The sequence below is a fragment of the Mesorhizobium sp. Cs1299R1N1 genome (assembly GCF_037179655.1).
Taxonomy (GTDB): domain Bacteria; phylum Pseudomonadota; class Alphaproteobacteria; order Rhizobiales; family Rhizobiaceae; genus Mesorhizobium; species Mesorhizobium salmacidum.
Genome location: NZ_JAPYKR010000002.1, coordinates 474,682 through 491,060 on the forward strand (window position 1 = coordinate 474,682; position 16,379 = coordinate 491,060).

General features: G+C 62.2%; 14 protein-coding genes and 1 tRNA gene. 11 read left to right on the plus strand and 4 right to left on the minus strand.

The genetic code is table 11. The annotated features are described in order from the left end of the window. The first annotated feature begins 86 nt into the window (after positions 1-86). The gene (locus tag O7A70_RS05615) at positions 87-2,045 is read left to right on the plus strand and encodes an acetoacetate--CoA ligase (RefSeq protein ID WP_337139486.1); all 1,959 of its coding nucleotides are present in this window, start codon (positions 87-89) and stop codon (positions 2,043-2,045) included. Between the two features lie 236 nt (positions 2,046-2,281). Here the strand turns inward: O7A70_RS05615 and O7A70_RS05620 are convergent, their stop codons facing one another. Next, positions 2,282-6,244 carry a PAS domain S-box protein gene (locus tag O7A70_RS05620; protein ID WP_337139487.1) on the minus strand — a complete coding sequence of 1,321 codons (3,963 nt, stop codon included), beginning with the start codon at positions 6,242-6,244 and terminating at the stop codon, positions 2,282-2,284. Between the two features lie 248 nt (positions 6,245-6,492). Between O7A70_RS05620 and O7A70_RS05625 the strand changes: the two genes are divergently transcribed. Together O7A70_RS05625 and O7A70_RS05630 are read left to right on the plus strand one after the other, a co-directional pair. Continuing rightward, the gene (locus O7A70_RS05625; RefSeq protein ID WP_027144815.1) at positions 6,493-6,951 is read left to right on the plus strand and encodes a phasin; all 459 of its coding nucleotides are present in this window, start codon (positions 6,493-6,495) and stop codon (positions 6,949-6,951) included. Positions 6,952-7,301: 350 nt separating this feature from the next. Continuing rightward, positions 7,302-7,378, plus strand: a tRNA-His gene (locus O7A70_RS05630). A 171-nt stretch (positions 7,379-7,549) separates the two neighbouring features. On the opposite strand, the gene O7A70_RS05635 is transcribed toward O7A70_RS05630, so the two are convergent. Continuing rightward, a complete protein-coding gene (locus O7A70_RS05635; protein ID WP_337139488.1) occupies positions 7,550-8,656 on the minus strand; it encodes a LysR family transcriptional regulator in 1,107 nt (368 codons plus the stop codon). On the opposite strand from O7A70_RS05635, the gene O7A70_RS05640 reads away from it, so the two are divergent. The 7 genes from O7A70_RS05640 (at position 8,655) to O7A70_RS05670 (ending at position 13,771) form a co-directional block, all read left to right on the plus strand. After that, the gene (locus O7A70_RS05640) at positions 8,655-8,810 is read left to right on the plus strand and encodes a DUF1127 domain-containing protein (RefSeq protein WP_337139490.1); all 156 of its coding nucleotides are present in this window, start codon (positions 8,655-8,657) and stop codon (positions 8,808-8,810) included. The genes O7A70_RS05635 and O7A70_RS05640 overlap by 2 nt on opposite strands. Positions 8,811-8,826: 16 nt before the next feature. Continuing rightward, positions 8,827-9,801, plus strand: coding sequence for an aldo/keto reductase (locus O7A70_RS05645; protein ID WP_337139491.1), 975 nt, complete (start codon positions 8,827-8,829; stop codon positions 9,799-9,801). Positions 9,802-10,063: 262 nt separating this feature from the next. Further along, positions 10,064-10,228, plus strand: a complete 165-nt coding sequence (locus O7A70_RS05650) for a hypothetical protein (protein WP_337107304.1) — start codon at positions 10,064-10,066, stop codon at positions 10,226-10,228. Positions 10,229-10,399: 171 nt separating this feature from the next. Beyond that, positions 10,400-11,149, plus strand: coding sequence for a Crp/Fnr family transcriptional regulator (locus tag O7A70_RS05655; protein WP_337139492.1), 750 nt, complete (start codon positions 10,400-10,402; stop codon positions 11,147-11,149). A 499-nt stretch (positions 11,150-11,648) separates the two neighbouring features. Continuing rightward, entirely contained in the window at positions 11,649-12,062 is a 414-nt protein-coding gene (locus O7A70_RS05660; RefSeq protein ID WP_337139493.1) for a DUF2231 domain-containing protein, read from the plus strand. A 5-nt stretch (positions 12,063-12,067) separates the two neighbouring features. Beyond that, positions 12,068-13,408, plus strand: a complete 1,341-nt coding sequence (locus tag O7A70_RS05665) for a PQQ-dependent sugar dehydrogenase (protein WP_442921168.1) — start codon at positions 12,068-12,070, stop codon at positions 13,406-13,408. Between the two features lie 144 nt (positions 13,409-13,552). Next, the gene (locus O7A70_RS05670) at positions 13,553-13,771 is read left to right on the plus strand and encodes a hypothetical protein (protein ID WP_337139495.1); all 219 of its coding nucleotides are present in this window, start codon (positions 13,553-13,555) and stop codon (positions 13,769-13,771) included. Positions 13,772-13,937: 166 nt separating this feature from the next. On the opposite strand, the gene O7A70_RS05675 is transcribed toward O7A70_RS05670, so the two are convergent. Further along, entirely contained in the window at positions 13,938-14,195 is a 258-nt protein-coding gene (locus tag O7A70_RS05675; RefSeq protein ID WP_337139496.1) for a hypothetical protein, read from the minus strand. Positions 14,196-14,440: 245 nt separating this feature from the next. Further along, positions 14,441-14,857, minus strand: coding sequence for an HD domain-containing protein (locus tag O7A70_RS05680; RefSeq protein ID WP_027144822.1), 417 nt, complete (start codon positions 14,855-14,857; stop codon positions 14,441-14,443). A gap of 456 nt (positions 14,858-15,313) precedes the next feature. Between O7A70_RS05680 and O7A70_RS05685 the strand changes: the two genes are divergently transcribed. Beyond that, positions 15,314-16,297, plus strand: a complete 984-nt coding sequence (locus O7A70_RS05685) for an ABC transporter substrate-binding protein (protein WP_337139497.1) — start codon at positions 15,314-15,316, stop codon at positions 16,295-16,297. Positions 16,298-16,379: the final 82 nt, after the last annotated feature.

Here is a 16,379-nt window from a genome sequence, read left to right on the forward strand (position 1 = left end):
GCACACCTGACCGCGTCAGCCCAACAAAATCTTGCTCTGCTGCGCTGCGATATGCATAAGCGATGACGACCGTGGGAGGATCGATCATGGCTGGCGAAGTACCGCTCTGGACCCCGACGCAAGACCAGATTGATGCCTCGCCCTTGACCGCCTTCATGAAGGTTGCGGCAGCGAATACCGGCAGTCCATTTTCATCCTACGCCGATCTTCATCGCTGGTCGGTCGAGAACCGGGAATCTTTCTGGGATCTTGTCTGGGATTTCTGCGGTCTTGAAGGCGACAAAGGCGAACGACTGCTGCTCGATGGCGAGAAGATGCCCGGCGCTTCTTTCTTCCCCGACGCGTCGCTGAATTTCGCCGAGAACCTTCTGAAAAAAACCGGTGCCGGCGAGGCAATCGTCTTCCGCGGCGAGGACAAGGTCGAGAGGCGGCTGTCGTGGAACGAACTGCATGGCCTGGTCTCGCGCCTGCAGCAGCTCTTCCTGTCGCTCAAGGTGAAGAAGGGTGACCGTATCGCTGCGATGATACCCAACATGCCCGAAGCCGTCGCCGCCATCCTGGCCGCCGCCTCGATCGGTGCGGTGTGGTCATCCTGTTCTCCCGATTTCGGCGAGCAGGGCGTGCTCGACCGGTTCGGCCAGATCGAACCTGTCATCTTCATCGCGCCGGACGGCTATTGGTACAATGGCAAGGCGATCGAGGTCGCCGACAAGGTCAAGGCGGTCGCGGCCAGGCTCGGCAGCGTCCGCAAGGTCCTGCTCGTCGACTATCTCGGCACCTCCGCCGATGTTGCTGATACCATCGACAAGGCGGTGGCGATGGAGGAGGCGCTGTCGCCCTTCGCCGTCAAACCCGTCATCTTCGAGCGGCTGCCATTTTCGCATCCGCTCTACATCCTGTTTTCGTCCGGCACCACCGGCATTCCCAAATGCATCGTCCATTCGGCCGGCGGCACGCTGATCCAGCATGTCAAGGAACACAGGCTGCATGCCGGCCTCGGCGACGGCGACCGCTTCTTCTATTTCACCACCTGCGGCTGGATGATGTGGAACTGGCTGGTATCGGGTCTGGCCTCCGGCGCCACGCTGCTGCTTTATGACGGCTCTCCCTTCCACCCCGACGGCAACGTGCTGTTCGATTTCGCCGATGCCGAGAAGATGACCTTCTTCGGCACCTCGGCCAAGTTCATCGATTCCGTGCGCAAGGCCGGCCTCAAGCCGATCCGCAGCCATGATCTGTCGGCGGTGCGCGCCATCTCCTCCACCGGGTCGCCGCTTTCGCCCGAGGATTTCCGCTTCGTCTATGAAGGCATCAAGAAGGACGTGCATCTGGCCTCGGTTTCCGGAGGCACGGACATCGTCTCCTGCTTCGTTCTCGGCGTGCCGATCGAGCCGGTCTGGACCGGGGAGATCCAGGGGCCGGGCCTCGGCCTCGCCGTCGATGTCTGGGACGATGACGGCAAGCCGGTCAGGCAGGAGAAGGGAGAACTGGTTTGCACCAGGGCTTTCCCGTCCATGCCGATCGGCTTCTGGAACGATCCCGACGGCAAGAAATACCAGGCGGCCTATTTCGAGCGTTTCGACAATGTCTGGTGTCATGGCGATTTCGCCGAATGGACGGATCATGGTGGCATGGTCATCCACGGCCGCTCGGACGCGACGCTCAATCCAGGTGGCGTGCGCATCGGCACGGCGGAAATCTATAATCAGGTCGAACAGATGCCGGAAATCCTGGAAGCGCTGTGCATCGGCCAGGATTTCGACAATGACGTGCGCGTCGTGCTGTTCGTGCGCCTGGCCGCGGGTGTCCAATTGGACGAGGACCTGGAAAAACGCATCCGCGCCAAGATACGCAGCGGCGCCAGCCCTCGCCACGTTCCGGCCAGGATCGTCGCCGTATCGGATATCCCCCGCACCAAGTCGGGCAAGATCACCGAACTCGCCGTGCGCGACGTCGTGCATGGTCGTGCCATCAAAAATAGGGAAGCGCTCGCCAACCCGGAAGCGCTGGAACTGTTCAGGAACCTGCCGCAGCTCGCCGAGTGACCGGTTAACGAAATATGTCGCGCGAATTTACCTAGATTTCACGAGTGGTACACATTCGTAAATTTTTTGGCGACCCGGTAAGGACTTGTTAAGGCCCGGCGTCGATAGTCGCATGTAACTTGAGGGAGAAATCCCGTTCCTCAGCCCCCGAGGATCTGAATTCAGCTCAAGCCCCCGTTGTGACAGCAATCTCATCTCTTAAGGCGTCCTTTGGACGCCTTTTTCTTTTGGACCTTCTACTCCGCCAGCACCCTGGTCGAGGGGAATGCAACCTCCACCAGCGTGCCTTCGCCGGGCGTCGAATTGATAGTGAAGCGGGCGCGGTTGGCTTCCACCATCGCCTTGGTCAGCGGCAGGCCAAGGCCGGTGCCGTCGCCGCGCCCGCGCTTCAGGGCGTTGATTTGCTTGAATGGCTTCAGCGCCTGCTCGATCTCGGACTGGCTCATGCCGATACCGGTGTCACGCACGCGCATGACGACATCGCCCGAGGTCTCGTAGGCGGTCGAGACGATCACCTGGCCGCCGGCCTGGGTATAGCGGACGGCGTTGGACAGGATGTTGAGCGCGATCTGGCGCACGCTGCGCAGGTCGGCCACCACTTCCGGCAGCCGCGAAGCGAAGCTGGAGCGGATGATGACCCGTTCGCGGTTGGCCTGCGGCTGCATCATCGCTACGGTTTCGGCCAGCGTATCGTTGAGCGACACCGCCTCATAAGCCATTTCCTGCTGGCCGGCCTCGATCTTCGAGATGTCCAGGAGGTCATTGACCAGATCGAGCACGTGGTTGCCCGAGCGGTTGATGTCGCGCAGATAGTCACGGTAGCGGTCATTGGCGACCGGCCCGAACTTCTCGTCGACCATCAGTTCGGAAAAACCGATGATGGCGTTGAGCGGCGTGCGAATCTCGTGGCTGATGCGGGCGAGGAAATCGGTCTTCTGCGAGGAAGCGCGTTCGGCCACCGCACGCGCCTGGGTGAGGTCCTCCTCGGCTCGCTTCCACTGCGTGATGTCGCGCACCACGGCGCAGAAGCCGCTGTCGTTGGGCAGCCGGCCGATGGTCATGAACAGCGGGATGAAGCGCCCCTGTGCTTCGCGGCCGATCACCTCGCGACCGTCATTCAAGACGCTAGCCACGCCAGGCTCCAACAGGCCGGTGAGATAGTCGCGCGCCGCGCGCTGGCTCTCGATCGCAAACAGCGAGGCGAACGGCTTGCCGGCCACCTCGTCGCTGTCGAAACCGAACAGCGCTTCGGCCGGGCGGCTGATCGAGCGGATGGTGCCGTCGCTGCCGATCAGCACGACCCCGTCTGTGGCGGTGTCGATGATGGTGCGCATCTCGGCGATGCGTGCCTTGAGCTCGGAAATGTCGGGCTGCGTTGGCTCCTCGCCGATCACGTGCAGGGCCGCGGGCGCATCATCCTCGCCGGAGCGGCGCACGACCAGCATCAGGGCCTTGCCGTCGCGCCAGGGCACGGAGCGCAGGATGGCGTCGATAGGGAATTCCTGTCCGTCGCGCGTCTTCAGCCGCAGCGCCCGGTCGCTGCCGTCGGAGGCGTCGTCATCGGCATAAGGGTCGGCAAACAGAGCGCCGAGGCCGCCCGCATCCTCCAGGTCCTCCAGCGTCGCGTACCCGGTCAGGTCGAGGAATTCCTCGTTTGCATAGTGCAACTGGTCGCCCGAATGGATGATGAGCGGCACCGGCAGCTTGCCGAGCAGTGATGTATCCGGCGTCTTGTTTTCGGTGCCGGCGGAAAAAGCCGACGGCATGAACCCTTCGGTTTTGAGCGGCGGCACTTGCAGGCGCGGCCGCTCGGTAAATGTCTCGGGCGCCTCATGCCTGCCGCCGGTTCCGCCGGTGGTCGCAATCGTTTCCTCGCCGGATGCAGTCGCTTGCTCGCCGGCCCAGTCCTCATCGTCCTCGGCGTCGCGAAAATCGTCCGACGTCATGCTGTCGTCATCGGCCGGCGGTGCCTTGGCAGTTCCTGCCTGCGCCGACGCCTCGCCATTCCCGACTATCTCCTGTGCCTCGGGTGCTGACGCCTCGTCGCTGCCGTCGGCGGTATGGGCAGGCTCGTCCTCCTTATCGGCATAGTCGAGCAGGGAGCCCGAAGCCCTCGGCGGCGGGGATTCGGAGCTCGGCGCCTGTTGTTCGACCTGGTCCGGCTGCGCACCGTCGAGCCGCGCCAGATCCCTCTGATCCTCGGCATCGCCCGGGGAAGGTTCGCCCGCACCCGGCTCGTCTTCCGCACCGGGCGCTGCCATCTCATGCGCCCGGCCGGTCACCGGTTCCTGGGTCGAATTTGTTGGCTCGGCATCCGGGGTGGCGATGTCCACCGGCGGTTTCGCACCGGTCGCGGGTTTGGTCGCGTCATGCGGCTCCGGCAAAGAGCCTGTTCCGGCACCTGGTTCCGCTTGCCTTGCCGGCTCGGCTGGTTCGGCCGCCGGCGGCTCTGCCGTGGAACTTTCTTTCTTCAGACGCTCGCCGATCTCGCGGAACGCGCTGCGTTCCAGCGTCGACAGCCCCTTGTCGTTGGCCGGCTGCCGGTGTTCGGCCAACCGGATGACCTTGTCGGCGAAGCGCCGCTCCGGTTTAGGCACTATCGTCAGCGCCGGCACTTCGCCCTTGAACGGATCAGATGCCTTTGGCTCTTCAGCCTTCGGCTCCTCAGGCAGCGTCTCCACGGCCTCCGGTTTCTGTGCCGCCGGCATTTCGCCATTGGGCACCAATGCCATGCCGATCGCTTCCGGATCGACGACCGCATCCCCGGTTCGCGCGACGCCGAAGCCGCGGAAGCCTTCGAAGGCGCGGCTGCGGCCATAGACGGGCAATGCCGCCAGGTCGACCGGGATCTTCAGGTCGGTGCCGACGACGGGCCACAGCACCGAGCGGCCGGACCAGGTGTCGCGCCGCTCCAGCAGGCCGGCGATCTCGCCGGACGCATCAAGGCCGAAAGCCGCCGCGACATCCCTGAAGCGTCGGCCGATCACGTCGGCGGCCGGATGACCGACGACATCGGCGAATTCCGGTGACAGCGCACTGAACTTGCCCTCGGCGTCGGTACGCCAGACAAAACGTATCGGTGCCGCCGAGCGGTCTATCGTCCGGGTGGCCGAAGCTGTAGTCGGAGCTGCCGGGGAGGCGACCTCGTCCTGCTTCACGCTGTCCGCCGAAGCCTCGGTGCCGGCCGCCTCGGCCACGCTTTTCGGTTCCGCGTCGTCTTCTCCGGCATTGAAATACCAATGATCGTGCTGTGCCGGCGTGCCCGCCGCCGGTTGGTCATTGTCGGCGGCGACCGGTGCCGGCGCTGTCGGCTCCTCGCTCTCCCGCTTTGCTCGTGCCTGCATATCGTCAGCTACGGGCTCGGAAGGGGCGGGCTCCTGTTCCATTTCGGCCGCCGTCGGCTGCTTGTCGTGCCGAGACCCGGATTCTACAGCGGCGGTTTCCGCCGCCTCCATTGTGCCGCCAATCTCCTTGGAAAGACTTTCCGTTGTTTCGGGCGAGCCGTCCGCCGAGACCGCCGCGCCGGATGCGCTGTCCTCCAGTTGATCCTCGTCGATCACCACCAATAGATGCCGCTCCGGCGTCAGCCGGGCGAGGCCCGCCGGGTAGGAGGTCCTGCCGCCCGGAACGAGGCGCTTGACGATGCGCTCGCCCTCGGCCGCGACGTCGGCCACCAGGGCCGCCAGTGTCGCGGGCTGGATGCCGAGCTCCGAAAATCCCTCCGAGGCGGACTCGATATTGCCCTTGGCATCGATGAAGGCAATGAAATGGCCGTCTTCGGTCAAGCCACTGATCGCCCGGCTGGCGATCTCGGCCGCACTGCGCGAGCCGGTCTGCGCCGCCGGCACGGCCAGCATGATGGCATTCTCGCCATCGGGCAGCGTCACGGCACTGGCAAGAAAGCCGACGGCGCGGCTGGTCATGCCGGTCGCCAGGCGCACCGTGATCGAGCGATCGCTGCCGATCTGCGGGAAACCGCTGGTCGCCATGATCTGACGGCGCGCGATCAGCGGCAGCCGCGCCGAGGCGCCGATGATCGCTTCGATATCGGGATAACCGAACATGGCGGCGCCCGGCCCATTGGCCCAGATCACCTGCTCGAGGTCCACCGACAGGATCGCGATCGCGTCGCCGGCGGCAAACCGCTGGCGGACCGCGTCGAGTACGGCGACGTCAAGGAAGGAATATTCGGACGGCATGCGCTTGGCGAACCCTCACGGAGCGGCGAATTTGCAGTTAACGCTTTGTTAATAAAAGCCGCAGCCACGAAGGTCCACAAGCCAGAACGTGCAAAGGCTGAATTTTGGCTGTTTGGTTAACGGCCGAAAACATTTTTTTGTGCACTGCAACAATGATATTGCAATGCACAAAAATTGCCTTTATATTGCCATCATACATGAACGAGACGGCTTTCTGTCAAAGCCGCTGCCGCTGAAAAGGATGGAAAATGTCCAGGACCAAGACTGCCGAGACCATCGAAAACGTTGAATTCCCGAGCTTCGACGCTTCCAAGGCCACCGACCAGATGCGCGCTTTCGCCGAAAAGGGCGTTGAGCAGTCGAAAGAGGCCTACGCCAAGCTCAAGACCGGCGCCGAGGAGACCCAGAAGGCTCTGGAATCGACCTACGAAACCGCCAAGACTGTTTCCAGCGATCTGTCGCTCAAGACCATCGCGGCGCTGCGCGCCAACGCCGAGGCCGGCTTCTCGCATCTCGAAGCCCTGATCGGCGCCAAGTCGCTGTCGGAAGTCGTCGAGCTGCAGACCGCCTTCCTGCGCAAGCGCGTCGAGCTGACCGTCGAGCAGGCCAAGGACTTCCAGGCTGTTGCCTCCAAGGCGGCCGAGGATGTCTCGAAGCCGATCAAGACCGCCTTCGAGAAGGCGATCAAGGAAATCAAGGCCGCCTAATAATTGCGCATCGTCCGCGGATGCAACAAAAGGTCGCATTTTGTCGGACAAATAGATGTGAGATAGTGACGGTCAAGCGAATACCCGGCGGGTGGAACCTCCTCCCTTCACCTCCGGGGTGACCAGCCAGCACCTCCTCCCGCTGGCTCGTAACAGGAAAAGGCCGGCACCTCCTCCCGCCGGCCTTTTTCTTTGCCCGGCGAAAGGTGCACCGCTGTGGGGAAGTGGCCTTTGCTTTGCAAAAGCCTTGAATTAGAATTCATAAGCCCGTAAGGACGCATCGCCGAACGACAGAGCGGATCGCGGAGAATGAACCTTCCACCTCGATCCCGCTACCAACGTTAAGACGTGCCGTTGTAGCTCAGATGGTTAGAGCGCCGGATTGTGGATCCGGAGGTCGCTGGTTCGATCCCAGCCAACGGTACCATTGGCTTTCTAGCTAAATAATTGAATTTACTGTCTAATCCGGCCGCGTACGTCGAAATCCCACGCGATCGCGGATTTTTTGCTGTCTGTTGTGCTGCAAAATGACGCCTGGGAAGACATCGCGAAGCGCAAGACCCTGACGGCTTCCTGCGGCTGAGGCATCGTGCTGGCCTTACCGGATCGGCGTCTTGCCGCGAAACAGCGGCTGGTGCGCCCGCATCAAGGCGGTAATCCGGTCGGCGACTTTTCGTACCGGCGGGGAGTGACGTTCCTCGTGATGGGTAACGATCCATTGGTCGGTTTCGAGTTCGGCGATAGGCTGAGCGACGCGAACCAGCCGCGGATCGCTGTCACCCACGAAGCACGGAAAAATCGAAAGGCCGGCGCCGGCGGCCACCAGTTCGCGTACCGAATGGGTGTTGTTGCCGCGCACGGCGATGCGGTCGCCATGATGGGCTTGCAGCCAGCGCGCCGAGGCAACGTTTGCTCCTTCGCCGGTGACGCCGACGAACAAGCCGGCGGCGATGCCGTTGATCAGCTGGCGTCCGGAATAAATGGCGTGGGCAACCTTGCCGCTCTGGCGACCGGCCAGCCACTGTTCGTTCGGGCGCTCGCTGCGGATGCCGATGTCGGCGGCACGGCGCCCGATGTCGACCCTGTCGGTGGTGGTGACGAACTCCACCCTTATGCCGTCATCGACCGTCCAGATATCGCCGATACGGGCGCAAACGAAGGCCGAGGTCCATGGCCCGGCCGAGACGCGGACAATGCGGTCAGGCAGGCTTCCCTCCCGCCAGCGGGTCAGCGACTGCATGGCTGCCTCGACACCTTCGGCGCGCCGCAGCAGTTCTTCACCGACCGGGGTCAGCCGGTAGCCGGTCTGCTGACGCACGAACAGCGGTTCGCCGATCTGCTTTTCGAGCGCGGTGACGCGTCGTCCAAGGGTGGCGGCGCTGAGGCGCGTGGTTGCCGTCGCCGCGCTCAAGCCACCCAGCCGCGCAACGTCTAGAAACAACCTCAGATCGTCCCAGCCGATATCCATTTTGCAGAAATGAAAAACTCCTTGCGACCGTGGCTGTAGCGCGAAGCGGCCCTCATGCGCAAGTATCCAGGCATTGGAGGCGTTGGATAATCCTGTCCGGAGGGACAGTGAGAAGCGCCTCGGCTGGCCAAGAAGCCAGCGCAACCCCTTCGATCGCGCAGGCGCTTGGCGCGGATGCTTTGCGCTTTCGATCAACCACGCGCGAAGGGTATTCCGCGCGCCAAAGGAGACGATCATGTTGCATGAATTTCGACGCCGTTTTGGCTGTTGGCTTGCCTATCGCCAGACGCTTGCGAGCTTGCGGCATGTCCCGGACAGCACGCTGACGGATGCCGGCATTTCTCGCGAAGAGATCCGCGAGCGTGCCCGCCACGCCGGCCTGCGTCGTTGAGCCAATGGAGGCGGGCATGCAGATGATGAAGCTTTGGGACGGCCGCTCGGTACCGCGCATCGGCATCGGCACCTGGGCGGCGGGTGGCGCGGCGCGCTGGCATGACACGGCAACCATCTATGGCGAGGTCGACGACGTCAGGTCGCAAGCCGCATTGGCGATGGCCTATGACATTGGCGCGCGGGTGTTCGACACGGCTGCCGCCTATGGCGCCGGCAATGCCGAGCTGATCCTTGGGCGGGCGTTGAAGGGCAAGGACGAAGCGGTCATCGTCACCAAGGTCGGCTATTTCGGCGATCCCGAAACGCGCAAGATCGCTCCCGAGGATGCCTCTTCCGCGGCGATCCGGACTTCGATCGACAATTCGCGGCAGCGCCTGCAGCGCGATTGTATCGACGTCGCGCTGCTGCATATCAACGAGTACCCGATCGAGCGCGCCGGCGAGGTGTTCGATACGCTCGGCCTGCTGCACCAGGAGGGCAAGATCGGCGGCTTCGGCTGGAGCACCGATCACCGCGAACGGCTTGCCGCCTACGCGCCGCGCGAGGGTTTCGTGGCTGTGGAGAATGACTTCAATGTATTTACCCCGGCAAACGAGCTGATGGCCGTTGCGGCGCGCGAGGACCTCGTCTCGTTCAGCCGGCTGCCCCTGGCAATGGGGCTGCTCACCGGCAAATACACGCCGGCCATGAAGCTGCCCGCCGATGACGTGCGCGGCGGGAATGCCGAATGGATGGTGTTTTTCAGGGATGGCGCCGCCAACCCGCACTATCTGTCAAGGCTCGCGGCAATCCGCGACCTGCTCACCTCGGGCGGGCGCACACTTGCTCAGGGCGCGCTCGGCTGGATCCTCGCCAAGTCGGCAATCGCCTTGCCGGTTCCCGGCTTCACGCGACCAGAGCAGGTCGAGGACAATCTCGGTGCGCTGGAAAAAGGGCCGCTGCCGGCAGCGGTGATGGCCGAGATCGACGCCGTGCTGAAGACCGCCTGACATTGCAGTCCAAAATTCGCATCACCTCGGAGCAGAACAGCACACCGAGCTGATACCGATTGAAAATCGGCTGATGTCATTTGCAAAGAGCTTCTGGGCGAAGACAACCGGGCACGGTTTAGCCGCCCGAACGGGCTCGGTTCGAATTGATTCGCCAAGTTCAGTGCGAAGGCGTACAAAAAGGGGTCGTCAGCAGCACGATACGGGCGTTGACGCTTGGGAGCGACCATCGCACTCCTGCCCAGCGTGAGGCTAGGATGTCATGGCGAAAGACCCCGAGCGGCCCGGTCTAGCGGCCGAAGCCGTGCGTGCGCTTGCCCGCGAATCGGGCGCTACGGAACAGCAGATACGCGACATAGTGTTCCTGATAGGTTTCGACCGCTCCTCTATCCTCAGGGAAGCTCGCCTTCTGGCGAAGGATCGATAGCCGACGAAACCTGCGATTTGTCCACAGCAGCTACTGTCGGTTTCATACCGACACGGCCGCCCGCCTAGTGCTGGCCGGGTGGGACAGTTTATGTTTTGCCACCGTCCGCTCGTTCGAGGGGCGCGGGCGGCCGAGAGATCCCAGTGCTCTTGCCCAAGTGGAGAGCGTCTCGTGGATCACAAGGTTCTGCAGGCCAGGAGCGAGTTGTTGCGCCGGATGAGCGCGGACGATTTCGAGCGGCTGCGGCCACATCTCAAGAGCGTTTTCCTGGAGTTGCGATCACCGTTGGAGAACGAAGGCCAAAAGATCGAGGCCGTCTATTTCTTGGAGAGTGGCATCGCATCGGTCGTCGCCAAGGCTTCAGCGACGGCGGAATCAGAGGTAGGAATAATCGGCTTCGAAGGCATGACCGGTTCGGCGCTGATCATGGGCGATGAGCTGGCAAGCTTCGATTGTTACATCCAGTCGACGAGCGAAGCGCTGCGGATGAGCGCCGCGCCATTCCTCGAAGCCTTGGAAGACAGCCCTACCTTGCGGCCGTTCCTGTTGCGCTACGTCCAGTATCTCCACATCCAGACGAGCTACACGGCATCGATCAACGCGCGGCACAGCCTCGAGGTCCGGCTGGCGAGATGGCTTCTGATGTGCAGCGACCGGACCATCGGCGACAGGCTTATGATAACCCACGAGTTTCTTTCCGTCATGCTGGGCGTCAGGCGCCCCGGGGTCACCGTGGGGCTTCAGACAATCGAGAGCCATGGCTACATCCGTGCCCGCCGCGGCGAAATCACGATCCGGGATCGGAAAGGTCTCATGACGCTGGCACGGGACTCTTACGGCGCTCCCGAACTGCAATACCGTCGGCTGGTCGGAGATCTCGGTTCAAAGAACCCTTCTAGGCAGGATCGTCCACCCACCTGACCGCCACCATTGCCGGGGTTGGTAGGCCGGATTGTGGGCCGGAAGTGCGGGAATGGCCGACGCGATAATGCCGGTTTGACGGCACATTGCCTAAGCTCGCGTCGGCCATTGCGGCATGGTTTGTGGATGCCGCCTAGCCAATCTAGTGATCTAGGGATGGTCGACAATAAAGGTCAAATGATTGGTAAGAACCGTACGAAGCTGAACCTTGTCTTGTGCCGCTGGGGTGCCACGCAACCCTGGCGCATCGCACTCTCGGAATAGAACATAACTTCCCGCCGCTGGCCGGGCACCGTCACCCCGCTCACATCGCGGATGTTGGTCATAGATCCCTTTGCAATGCCGGCACCTCGCCGGCGCCGCTCATGGCCGGCACCGGTCAGGCAATCACAAGTCCTTGAACGCAAACTGTTCCCGGAACATCTCAACTCCAGGTTTGTTTGGAGCCCCAGATGCTATCTGGAGCAGGGCGGAGAAATCCATGGTCAATTCCCGATCGATGCCGGTGGTCACCAGGCGCCCGATCTATCGGGCGCCAATGGCGATCGCCAATGCCTGTTTCATCGGCACGCTGCTGACCGACCTCGCCTATTGGCGGACCGCGGAGATGATGTGGACCGATTTTTCCGCATGGCTGTTGTTAGCCGGTCTGGTGATGGGAGCGCTTGCGGTAATTGCGGCCCTTGTTGATCTCTTCGCCGGTCGAATGTTCCCAGTGCGCTGGGTCTATCTGCTCGGCAGCCTGGTGGTTCTTGTCCTTTCGTTCTTCAACGCGCTGGTGCACAGCCGTGATGCCTGGACGTCGGTTGTGCCGACGGGGCTCATCCTCTCCGCAGCGGCCGTGATCGTCTTGCTTCTCGTGTGGCTGCTGCGATGGAGCACGGACCGCGCTCCCGGGGAGGTGGTCGAATGAGCGCCATGCAGGTTTCCGACAGACACATCCGGCGTGCCGTGGGATTAGGCCTGCTGTGCGGATCGCTTCTGGCATTGCCTGCCTGCAGCGACGACGACCCAGACCCAAGCGGCCAGGTCGGGCCGAACCCGACACTGCCTGAACCGACGCAATATCTGGTTCCGCCCATGCATGTCGCGTCGATCATTGGCTGGAAACAGGACGAGAAACCCACGGTTGCGAAGGGGTTGCAGATCCAGGCATTCGCCAAGGGATTGAAGCATCCGCGCTCGCTCTACACCTTGCCGAACGGTGACGTTCTGGTGGTCGAGTCCGTGGCGCCGCCCGGCGCCGCGATCAAACGTCCGAAGGACCTGATCATGGGCTGGATCGAGTCCATGGCGACATCGGGCGGCGGCACCGAGGGAAGCAACCGCATAACCTTGCTGCGCGATACGAACGGCGATGGTGTGCCCGATCTCCAGAACGTCTTCCTCGACCATCTCAATTCGCCCTTCGGCGTGGCTCTGGTCGGCAACGACCTCTATGTGGCCAACACGGATGCCATCGTGCGCTATCCCTACACGCCAGGCGATACCAAGATCACCGCCCCTGGCACCGTGCTTACGCCGCTGCCCGGCGGCCCGATCGATCACCACTGGACCAAGTCTCTCGTCGCCAGCCCGGACGGATCGCTGCTTTATGTCGGGGTCGGCTCCAACAGCAACATCACGGAGAACGGCATCCAGGCGGAGAAGGACCGCGCCGCCATCTGGGAGGTCGACAGGGCGACAGGCCGTTCGCGCATTTTCGCAAGCGGGCTGCGCAATCCCAACGGTTTGAGCTGGGAGCCGCAGAGCGGAGCGCTTTGGGCCGTTATCAACGAGCGCGACGAACTCGGTCCCAATCTGGTTCCCGACTACATGACTTCGGTCAAGGACGGCGCGTTTTATGGCTGGCCATACAGCTACTATGGTCAGCATGTCGATCCGCGGGTGATGCCGCAGCGGCCGGACCTGGTCGCCAAGGCGATCCCCCCGGACTATGCACTGAGTTCCCATGTCGCGCCCCTGGGCCTGGCATTTTACACCGGCACCAATCTGCCCGAATCCTATCGCAACGGCGCGTTTGTCGGCGAACATGGCAGCTGGAACCGAAAGCGCTTCAACGGCTACAAGGTCGTTTTCATACCGTTCAATGGAGGTCATCCCGACGGCAAGCCTCGGGACGTCGTCACCGGTTTCCTTGACAATGACAACAAGGCACATGGGCGGCCCGTGGGCGTTGCTGTCGACAAGGCCGGTGCTTTGTTGATTGCGGACGATGTTGGAAACACCGTCTGGCGCGTGACTGCCGCACCTCGGTAGCCGTTTCGGATTGTATGCGCAGGCAAGGCGCGTGATGATCTTGGCACGACTTGGTAAAAATCGTACAGTGAAAAGCCATCAAATCAAGCGCTTTTAAATACCTGCCACGCCGATATGGGCGGCGAGTCGGACGGACGAACGGCCATGTCGACAAATCCCGAACCGACCAATGTCGCCACGTCGGTGGACGCCATTCTCGATGAGTTGCAGGACAGCCCTTTCCCGTCGATGCAAGCCGCCATAGCGATGCTGCGGGAGCGGACCGGCACAGAGCGATCGGATGCCGATCTGAAAGGCTTGATCACCAAGAAAGCTGCTGTGCGGGGCATTGAGCTTTTTGACGAGGGCAGTACCGCAAATTGAGCCCAAGGCTGCTCATCCAGGTTCGTTGTTGATGGATGGCGCTCGCGACGAAATACCCGATCGCGATCTGGTCAAAATCACCGAAGGTGCGCAATGACGCGGGCGCCCAGGTGTTCGGGGCATCGCTAATCCTGATTGCCGAGTGGAGCGCGTGACCTTGATCCGGTCAGCGTGGGAGTCGCTCTGGAATTTGCACCACATTTTCCGTCCCAGGCAACTCAAAGGCCATGGCCAACCGACGCAAGGAGGCCATTTCCACGATCAGCTCTTCGATCGAACGATCTGGCAAACCCGTCTTCACTTTCAGCCTTACCCTTGCTGTGAGCTCATGAACCCGGACAGGCACGAAAAGCGCGCTGTCGTCCAGCAATCTGCTGATTTCGATCACCACATCGGCGTCAATGTCTTTCGGCAATTCCCGCATGGGCGTCACCTTGGTCTCGAAGCGCCCCGAAGGCGATCAGGCATTGCGCCAGAAGGCATGCCGGACGCGGATCGATCGCCAGATTCATAAAACCACCCGCCCGGCGTGTCACGAAAAAACATTTGTACGAAAATAACCGAACCGGCTGGCTCCCGTAATCCATACGTCTTGCCCGAAATCGCGGGCTACGGCATCGGCGCATGCCGCACACCATGGCTCAATTGCCGTCAGCATCCGGGCGCCTGTCACCTGGTGAACTCGTCATCAAGAATGCGCAACGCCTCTTCGTATTTGGCCGTGGGTGCTCCGATCTGCCGCGATTGCCAGATATTGTCGGTCAGATCCGCCCGTTTTACCGGCAGCGCCAATGGGTTCGATGCAGCCCGCCGCACGAACGCAAAATAGTCCTCGCCGTCTCTGCGTGTCATGGCGTCGACCGCGGCGGCGATCGTCGGTCCAAAGCCCGCCTCTTCAAGCCTGGTCCGGCTCCAGCCTTCGCCTTTTTCCAGAACGTCGTGCAGATAGGCGACGACTTTCTGGTCCATCGTCTCGACAGCGTCGACCACCCGACGGCAATGATCGATATAGGGGCCTCCTGTCTTGTCGTGCTGCGATGCATGGGCCTGCTCCGCAATCTTGGCCGCCCGATAGAAAATACTCATCGCATCCATCTCCGCCTTACCCCCCACGCAGCCTTCAGGCACTAACACCGTTCCCTGGTTTCGCGGTGCGGCAAGTCCATGCGGCAGCAAAACGCCGGCCGCCGGCGTCGGTTCCTGTCCTTTTGCAGGAGCGAGTTCCCGCACGGGACGTTCGTCGGTTCCGAGCGCCATGGCATCGAGGCCGCTTCCGTTGACGGAGCCGGCGGAAATGGACCGGCAAGAGGGGCCAGAACCAGGCAGCCGATTGGGTATCGGCCGCGCTTCGGTTTCGACGAAGCAATGGGCAGAAAAAGACTTCTTTTTGCGATCCTGCCCGAATGCTCTCTTGCGGACCTTAGAACACGCAAGGCTCGCTTGGGAGGCGACGCCCAAACAAGAGCGGCTGCCAAAACAAGAGCCGGCATACGCCGCTAGAATGAGGCCGATGCCGGCAACAGCCATAGGGGAACCACGACAATGAAGACATTTCGAAACTGCCTGATGAGCGCGGTCGGCGCAGGCTTGCTGGGCCTGGGGCTCGCCGCTCCTGCCAACGCCGGCGCCATCCGTCTTGGCATGACGACCTGGGTGGGCTACGGGCCGCTTTTTCTTGCCCGCGACCTTGGTTACTTCAAGGAGGCCGGCGTCGATGTCGACCTGAAGGTCATAGAAGAATCAGCGCTTTACATGGCGGCGGTCGCCGGTGGCGATCTCGATGGCGCCGCCTCCACGGTCGACGAGCTGATGAAGTACCGCTCGGACGATCTCTGTTTCAAATACGTCCTGGCGCTCGACGACAGCCACGGCGGTGATGGCGTCGTCACACAGCCCGACGTCAAGTCGCTCAAGGATCTGAAGGGTCAGCAGGTGGCCTTGAACGAGGGTTCTGTTTCCGAGTTCTGGTTCAGCGTGCTCCTGAAGAAGGAAGGCATGACCGAGGACGACGTCACCATCACCAACATGACCGCCGATGACGCGGCGACCGCCTTCATCGCCGGCCAGGTTCCCGCCGCCGTGACCTGGGAGCCGCATCTCACCGAAGTCCGCAAGGGCGGCAAGGGAAAGGTGCTGATCGATTCGACGACCACCCCTGGCCTGATCGTGGATGTGATCGCCCTCAAATGCGATCTCATCGAAAAGCATCCCGAGGACGTAAAGGCCCTCGTCAAGGGCTATTACAAGGCGGTCGAGTACATCAAGACCAATCCGGAAAAAGCCTTTGAGATCATGGCCAAGGGCATTGGCGGCTATCTCGAAAAGCCAGAGGATTTCGCGGCCGGCGCCAAGGGCGTGCGCTATTATGACCGCGGCCGTAACCTGGAATTCTTCGGCACGCCGCAGAAGAGCGAGGCGTCCGAGCTTGTGAACTTCGCGCAGGACATCTGGGGCAAGGCCGGCAAGCTCAAGATGACGATCGACGCGAAAACCATCCTCGATACCGATTTCATCAGGGAACAGTGAGGCTTCGAGAAACTGGGGTCGGTCCGCCTGGGCCGCCCCCGATTTCCCGGCAGGCCCGAGCTTCGCGCTTCAGAACATCAAC